The 8165-nt window shown below is 60.3% G+C and carries 6 protein-coding genes; all 6 read right to left on the minus strand.

Annotated features, from left to right (window positions below; genetic code table 11):
* Positions 1 to 195: 195 nt before the first annotated feature.
* A complete protein-coding gene (locus tag EZM81_RS17450; RefSeq protein WP_136646655.1) occupies positions 196 to 1515 on the minus strand; it encodes a glycosyltransferase family A protein in 1320 nt (439 codons plus the stop codon).
* A gap of 62 nt (positions 1516 to 1577) precedes the next feature.
* Positions 1578 to 3155 (minus strand): class I SAM-dependent methyltransferase, encoded by a 1578-nt coding sequence (locus EZM81_RS17455; protein WP_136646656.1) that lies wholly within the window; start codon positions 3153 to 3155, stop codon positions 1578 to 1580.
* Complete coding sequence (locus EZM81_RS17460) at positions 3148 to 3801, minus strand: hypothetical protein (RefSeq protein WP_211195444.1); 654 nt, start codon at positions 3799 to 3801, stop codon at positions 3148 to 3150. Before EZM81_RS17460 ends, EZM81_RS17455 begins: the two co-directional genes overlap by 8 nt.
* A 26-nt stretch (positions 3802 to 3827) precedes the next feature.
* Positions 3828 to 5996 (minus strand): glycosyltransferase, encoded by a 2169-nt coding sequence (locus EZM81_RS17465; protein WP_136646657.1) that lies wholly within the window; start codon positions 5994 to 5996, stop codon positions 3828 to 3830.
* Between the two features lie 3 nt (positions 5997 to 5999).
* Entirely contained in the window at positions 6000 to 7328 is a 1329-nt protein-coding gene (locus tag EZM81_RS17470) for a nucleotide sugar dehydrogenase (protein WP_371685771.1), read from the minus strand.
* Between the two features lie 3 nt (positions 7329 to 7331).
* On the minus strand, positions 7332 to 7694 hold the full coding sequence (locus EZM81_RS17475; RefSeq protein WP_136646658.1) for a hypothetical protein: 363 nt from the start codon (positions 7692 to 7694) through the stop codon (positions 7332 to 7334).
* Between the last annotated feature and the right edge of the window lie 471 nt (positions 7695 to 8165).

Raw genomic sequence — 8165 nt, forward strand, 5'->3', positions numbered from 1 at the left:
CCCCCCCCCAAATGGGCAAAACTCAGACCCGAAGTCTCGCTCACGCTGGATGAAAGTTGGGGGCAACGTCAGGAGGGCATGTCACGCGCGACGAGGCGCTACTGCGGTTCTGACGCATTCGCCCAACCAGACCGGGGCCAGCAGCAGCCGCGCGCGCGCCGGAGCCGAAGTGCAGCGTCAAGTCTTGGCTCGCGATCAGCCATGCCTGTCGCTCCACCCTTCCCGTAACCAGCGAAGGGTGTATGCCTCGGTGTAATCGAGTCGACGCGGATCGGCCGGCACGCCCGGTGCCCCGTTCGGCACCAACGCCGTCAACGAGCCGGCACGATCGGCCGCAAAGGTAAGCAGTTGGCGCAAGCGCGCTCGCTGGTGTTCGGAATAGATCCGATGCAAGCGGAAAAGGAATTCTCCGTCCGCCCCTACCCTTTCCTCCTCCCACAGTCCGCAGTCGCGCAGGACTGCATCACGTCGGAAGGTCAGGGAACTGCTGTTCATCCGCTGCAATGGATAGACCTCGCGCCGCGCCAGAAGACCCTCCGCCGAGACACGAACGAGGTCCGAAGTTGTAAAGACCATGCGGCTGTCTCGCATGAGCGGAGCAACCTGGCGCTCGATCTTCCGGCAATGTGCGAAGTCATCGGAATCGTGAACGGTGACGAAGGATCCCGTGGCGGCACGAAGCCCCGCATTGCGTGCGGCATAGGCACCCCGGTTCCGTTCGAAGTGCAGTACCCGCACGCGGTCATCCGATGCTGAAAGCTCTTCCGCAATCTGGCCGGTTCCGTCGCATGATCCATCGTTGACGATAATGATCTCCAGATTCCTGTAGCTTTGCTGCAAGAGGGAGGTGACGCTCATCCGAAGATGGTCGGCGGCATCGAATGCAGGAACGATGACCGAGACGAGCGGACCCGCTTCGCAGGCCGTAACCTGCGGATTGCGCAGGTTCTCCAGCACCAGACCCTGCTCTTGCTGGTCAAGGATAAGACCTTCGAGCCCTGCGCTACTCAGCTGACGGTTTACGGCCTTGATTTTCAGGCGTGGATCGTCGGACAGGTTTGCCACCAGCAGATGATGTCCGGCCAGCAGCGCGCCGCGATCGATCGTACCGACACCGCGCAGTTCCAGTCGCGCCTGATCGACCTCACCCAAGGCGAAATGTGCGGCAGAGCGCAGACTGCGAGCTGCCGGAATGCCGTCACAGATCTGAAGCGCGAGGGCGGGCATGAAGCGCACGATCCCCTGGGCAGTTTCAACTGCGCGACGAGGCCTGCGCCGGAGCTTCGTAAGGTGTCCGGTCACGAACGTCTCGCTGTCGCGAAAGCGACCAACCGCCGCCAGTGAAACAGCAACAGCGCAGATGTCATGGGCCGAGCGCGGCGGGCGTTGATCCGCTATCTCAATGACCCTGCGGTAGCAGCCAAGCCGAAACCACGCATATATCGAACCGGAATCCTCCGTCCCACTGGAAAGGGCGGTTTTCCGCAGGACTTCCAGATAGTCATGCCGTCGCATCAATACGGCATCGGCGAACCACCGGCATAGCCCTGACGGCAGACCCAAAATACTGGCCACAGCTAGTGCCCCGGACGGAGCCGCAGGTAGGCCCGCGCCAGCAATGAGCGCGAGTCGGAAAAGAATGCCACGCGATCCCTCCAATATTTTCGCAGTTTCCGCTCGTCGCCGACAAATCGCTTGACCAGCCACTCCTCCAGAGGGCGGGGCTTTCGGGCTGCCTGGGCTTTCATCTTTTCGAGCATTCGGGTAAGTGTCGCCGTCTCGCGGAATCTTAGCTGCCGTTCCTCGGAGATCTCTCGCTTCAGTTTCGCCTCGGTATCCTGAATGAGCCTTTGAGCCGTCTCGAGGCGCCCCGACAGTTCCTCGTTGCGCGCTGCGGCCTGGGCCAGCTGACTGCGCAGATCCTCGGAAATCCGCGCAAGGGCTGCGGTTTCGGAAAGATGCGCCTCGCGTTCGCGCTCTGTTTCGGCAAGCCGTTCTCGCAGGCTTTCGGCCTCCGCGCAAAGTGCTTCAATCCGGTCACGCGCCTTTTCTTCCGCTGCCGCATGTGAAGCGCTGAGTGATGCCCTGGCGATCTCGGATTGGTCCAGGTTTGCACGGAGGTTGTCCATCTGGCGTCGCAGTTCGCCAACTGTTGCTTCGTGATCTAGGCATTCTCTCGTTCGCGCCGCTTCGATCGAGGTGATCCGCTCTTTCAGGTCGGCGACCATCATCCGCGCATCGAACAGGGCACTCTGCACCTCGGCCAAGGTCCGATGGCGCAGCTCGTAGGAAGAACTCAGGCTTTGCACGGCATTCTCGGCCGTTTCGAGGGCCTTCCTAGCTTCCGATGCGCGCATCTCGGCATCGGTGCGCGCAGCAGCGGCATCGGCCAGACGAACGCTAGCGAGCAGCCCATGACCGATGCGGCGGAAAACCCGCTCGACCTCAGGGGGCAGTTGTGCCCCATCAGCCGCTGCGATAAGCGCCGCAATCCGCGGGGCAATGCCCTCTCCCGCTGGCAACAACAGCAGGCCCTGATCTCCATCGAAGCTCACACCGCGCCTTTCGGCCTTGAGGCGACGCAGGGCCAGACCGTCCGGGCTGTCGCTTGCAACTAGATTAACGCCGTGCAGAAACATGACGCCACCGGGACGCAGAGCGCGCTGAAGCAGCTCTGCCCGTTGAGCAAGGCCATCGGGGGCGGCGGTCAAGTCCAGCCAGAGCAAGTCCAGCGAGCCAGGCAACATTCCAGCGGCGACACGGTCAAGATTGCCGGCGGACAACAGACGGGACACGTCCTCGTAGAAGACCTGCTGATGGTGAAGCAGTGGCTCTGGAATGTCTCGTCCATCCATTTCGGGGTGTGGGTTGCCCCAGAAGCCATAGCCGGTGCAGCGCCCCTGGGCACCCAGCCTCTCGATCGCCTGGCACAGGGCAAACTGCACAATCCCGTCACCAACACCTACCACGGCGGCATCCCGCGGACGCAGCGCAGCGCAGGTCCAGAATAGCAATGGCAGATGTATGACCGCCGGCGAATCCACCAGATGACGCGGCCGCAGGAAAAGGAAGTCGAAGGAGGCCGGTGCAAAGACATCGGTCGCGATCCGCGCCACCTGGGATACTTCGGGAGACAATTTGGTAACCTCAGACATCCTTGTCCTCTTCCACTGGCCTAATTTCTTCGGCGGCGTCAGCGTTGGCGTAGTTGACAGGACCGCGCCCGTGATAGGTTGCGCGGAAGAACTGCTGCATCAGGGCGGTCGTCTGCGCCGGATCAAACCGTTTGGGCTCGATCCTGAAGACGGCCATGCGCCCGACCAGGGCACTAGGGGAAACGAAGCGTTCGACCGAATGATAGGCGGGCCTGTCTCGGTAGTCGTCGAACAGCACGGTTACGGGTCTTTCGCTGCGCAGCAATACAGCCATCAGACAGGCCGGTCGGAAACGCCCGTCGATCAGCACGACATCGGGCTGCCGGAAGAAGGGTTCGTCCCAGATGGCTAGCGGATAGCGGTAAAACCGGGGCCATGCCTCCGGCCCGACGGGGCGCCCCCAGTCACCGGTCGTCCCGATGTCGACATGATAGACCAAGGCCGGCGAAGGCAAAGTGCGCCGGTCGATTTCAGCCTGCAACCGCAAGGCCCAGGCCCGGTCGGATTCGACGCTGAACACCAGCCGGTCCGGCAGTTCCGAAGCAACGATGGTCGAGCCCCCCGAGCCATATTCGAGGATTACCCGGGCGTCCGCATATGCCCCGCGCAAGACCTCGGCCTCGGCGGGTGGGAACAACAGTTGCACCTCGTATGGACTGTCAACGCCGACATTCATGACAAGACAGACTTTGTGCCGCTTTGCAGCGGTTCATTGCCCTGAGCTTTCGTCTCACTCTCCAAAAGCATAGTGTCGAATTTTTCCTGAAGTTCCGCCAGACCCTCCCGGTCGTAACTGCTGCAAGCCAAGGCAAGATCCAACCCTGTATGAATCTTGTTTGCCGGCCTGATAAAATCGTCATCCGTTATCTGCCAGGTATGGTGCGATGGTTTCAGATGCCGGAAGTGGATGTAATCAAATCTGTCTCCAGAGAAAACCCTGCATCCGCGGTTCTGGACGTCTTCAAGAAAGGCTACATCCACGCCCTTCGCCAATGGCCTGAACACCTGATAGTCCGTCCTGCGCCTCGACCAGAACAGCGTGCCTCCAAACACATGGCTTCTGATGCAGTTCTCATTGCGATCGGGAAAGCGTATCCCGAGGAAATTCATTGCGCTTACATAAACATAAGCGCGACCCTTGCCGACGACACCCACGTTGTCGTGCCCGTTGTGAAGAAATGCTGACAGCGAACGAGCTATGTAAGCCGGGCCATAGAAGTCGTCATCATCCATCTTCATCACGAGGTCGGATGAGCAGGCTTCAAGACCCATGTTGAGAGCCACGCCAAAGGGAATACTGTCACTGGCCTCGATCAGGGTGAAAGACGGTAGGCAGGAGAAGGCCGACTCGAGGTGATCCTTCTGAAAGTTTCCGCCATGCGCGACAAAAACGAGCTCATAATTCCTGTGACTCTGACATTGAAGCATTTTCGCAACGAGCGGCACCAAGGCAGGGCGCCTCGAAGCGCACAGCACTGACACGCGATGCTCCCTCTCTGCCAGATCACTCAAGTTGGAAGAAACGGCCCTTGCAATGCTCGGCTGATAAGGCAAGAATGACTGCGGCGCCGGGAAAAAGCGCTCGCCGACTGCGCGCAGAAGATCCAGACGCGGGAACTCGGCGGGTTTCGATTTGTACCCTTCGTGCCATTTTCTATAGCTTTGCGCATAGATCCGTGGATTCTCGGAAGGCCCCGTGCGGCTGTCGATGAAGTGTTCAGGCTGCGAGGTCAAACCTTCGGCGGAAATCATGCACAGCATGCCGAGAACAGGCACCCGCTTGAATTCATCACCAAGAATGATCTTGGACCGCTCGATGATCTCGGAATCAGCGCCGAACCGGACGCTGTCCCAACCCCCAAGTACGTCACGCAAGAAATCCCGCTTGAACAGGCAGGAGATCGGGGCATCCCGACTGGCGCCATCGATGGAATAGGCGCCGATCGGAGTCAGCCTGTCAATTTCACCGCTAAATTGCATTCGCAGCATCATGGCATTGCTGACGCGGGATGCCATGTCGCCACGCAGGATGAATTGAAGATGCTTATGAATCCATTCTGGATGGGCCCAGTCATCGGCATCGTGACCGGTTACCCATTCTCCCGAAGCAATCCTTAGTCCGATGTTTTTCGAACAATAGGTGCCTATGTTTGCGGGATTCCTTACAGCCTTTATGCGCGCATCACCCTGAGCGATGTTGCAGATATGGCTCCAAGTCAGATCTTCAGATCTGTCATCGATGACAATGACCTCGAGATTTCGGTAAGTCTGGTTAAGAATTGACTGCAATGCCGCACGAATGGTTCTTTCAGCATTGTATGCGGTCACAATGACACTGATCAGCGGCCCTCCGGTGACCGCGGGCAGTGGCGCGGTGGCTAAGCGTTCTAGCACGGTTGGTCCTTCCTTCAGCCGGACGGGGGCCGAACCGTAACGTGCGAGCAGGGCATTGAGATGGCGGAGCCATGCAGCTTCGTCCTTTCGACGCAGAGCGGCGTTCGCTCGAAGTGTCTCGATGGTGTAGGAAAGTTCGGGCGGCAGATGGCGCCGGGCATAGGCCAGGCCCAGGGCATCATCCCCGCTTCGGCAGATCTCATGCGCCTCCAGCAATGCCCGACCGGGTTTCGGCGCTGGCAGTCTCTCCAGCCGCTCCAGCACCGAAAGATCGAGTCGTTCGCCGGCAGCCGACATGCGCCCCATGGCGCTGCCATATTTCACGTAATGCTCTGCCGGGTCCATCCGCAGAGCATCCACATCGGGGTAGGTCGCGCGATACCAGTCGGCGTCGAACAGCCCCGAGGCCTTCAGCGCGGCGATGTCCTTTTCGGCAAGGGTCGTCATCTCTCAGAGCCTCAGTTCGCTTTCGGACTTGGGAAAGGCGGCGGGCAGGTCGAACAGCACGCCGCCGGGTTTCAGAAGCGAGCGCAGTCGTTGCGGTCCCGGCGCCACAAGCTCTTCGTGGGCCACCGCCAGAACGACCGCATGATAGCCCTGTGCGGCCGATGGCAGGGCCGTGGCCAGGTCAAGGCCATACTCCTCTTTCAGAGCATCCGGGTCGGCCCGGGGATCGACAAGCTCGACCTGCATACCCCACTCCTGCAGGTGCGAGACAAGATCGGCCACCTTGGTGTTGCGCGTATCGGGGCAGTTGGCCTTGAAGGTGAACCCGGCCACCAGGACGCGGGCGCCCTTCACCGGAAGGTTGCGCGCCACCATCGCCGAAACCAGCCGCACCGCTGCATGCCGTGCCATGCCGTCATTGATCTCTCGCGCTGTGCGGATGATGTCAGGAACATGGCCCGCGTCGATCGACTTGTGCACCAGGTGATAGGGATCGACCCCGATGCAGTGCCCGCCCACCAGACCGGGATGCAGGCGGACGAAGTTCCATTTGGTGGCTGCGGCATCAAGAACCTCGTTCGTGTCGATGCCGAGGTTGGCGAAGATTATCGAGAGTTCGTTGATCAGCGCTATATTCACGTCGCGTTGCGTGTTCTCGACGATCTTCGCGGCCTCGGCCACGCGGATCGATGCGGCGCGATGCGTTCCCGCGGTGATGATCCGGCGATAGAGGGCGTCCACGAATTCGGCCGCCTCGGGTGTGGAGCCAGATGTCACCTTCACGATGCGGCTCAGCGGGCGTTCCCGGTCGCCCGGATTGATGCGCTCCGGGCTGTAGCCGGCAAAGAAGTCCACATTGTAACGCAGGCCAGAGATCCGCTCGACGACAGGAATACAATCCTCCTCGGTCGCGCCGGGGTAGACCGTAGATTCATAGATCACGACGCCACCACGGCGGATGCAGCGCCCGACGACCTCGGATGCTGCAATCAGTGGCGCGAGGTCAGGGGTGCGGGATTTGGTGATCGGGGTCGGCACGGCGACGATCAGTACATTACAATCCGCAAGATCCCGTTCGTCGCAACTGAACCGCAGCTTTCGCGCCGACTTCAGCGCTTCTTCTGTCAGCTCGCCGGTGCTGTCCTGACCGGAAACAAGTTGGTCGATGCGCTGGCGTTTGATGTCGAAACCGACGGTAGTGAAGTCGCGGCCGAAGGCAGCGGCAAGCGGCAGCCCGACATACCCCATTCCGATCACACCGATCCTGGCACAGTCGAGCTTCGGCAGTTCGGCGCCCCTTGCAAGGCAGGGCATTTCGGTCATTTGGTTCATGGATCATTCCCTTAAGCTTGATGTTGTCCTGGCCGCTGCCAGTAGCGGTGAAAGGATCATGCCCACCAACTTCCGGAAGTCGGCGCCTTCGGCCGATGCCACATAAACGATGTCGTCCGGCGCCAGGCAGAAGGCTCGCGCCAGAAGCAGCGCGTCCGGGCGCGAGAAATCTAACCGGTATGCCGAAGCCACGCCGCCCGGGCCACGCAGGCGGAACACGAAGACCGATCTCGCCCGTGCGACCTGGCCGTTCAGACCGCCTGCTTCGGCCAGCGGGAAGGCCAGATCGGCATTCTCGACCGGAATGCTGACGTTACTCTGACGATCGACACCGCCATAGAACCTGTCACCGAAATTGAAGATCACACACCGAACGTCCTATCCTGAGCTTTCGAGTGTATCCCGCAGTTCGGAAGAGAAAGGGGGCCCACCGGCCCCTGCAACCGAAGGATCCGTCGGAGTCGATGCGCCGAAGATCTTGACTGCACACCACCGCCAGCGGATATCGGGCAAACGCACAGATAATTCGCGAAACTGCGACGATTTGCCTTCCCGAGGGCCATCGAGAACCTTATACAAGTAAGCCAGCTGTACCTTTTACGAAAGTTCAATGGCATCCCCACAAGCATAGGTTACACGTGCCACGTTTCTTTTTGAGTTGCAAGGTGACCAGACCCGATAGTGTCCCATGGCGTGGTGTAGGAGCGCCGACACTCAGAGAAGTCGGAACCAGGCGGCCACGGCGCGAAGCCTGACGGTGTGATTGACGGTGATTCCGGGAGCGTTTCAAGCGACAAGTTCTGACCTGCCCCGGTCGTCCCTCGTTCATAACGAGAG

The organism is Tabrizicola sp. YIM 78059 (genome assembly GCF_004959785.1).
GTDB classification, from domain to species: domain Bacteria; phylum Pseudomonadota; class Alphaproteobacteria; order Rhodobacterales; family Rhodobacteraceae; genus Tabrizicola; species Tabrizicola caldifontis.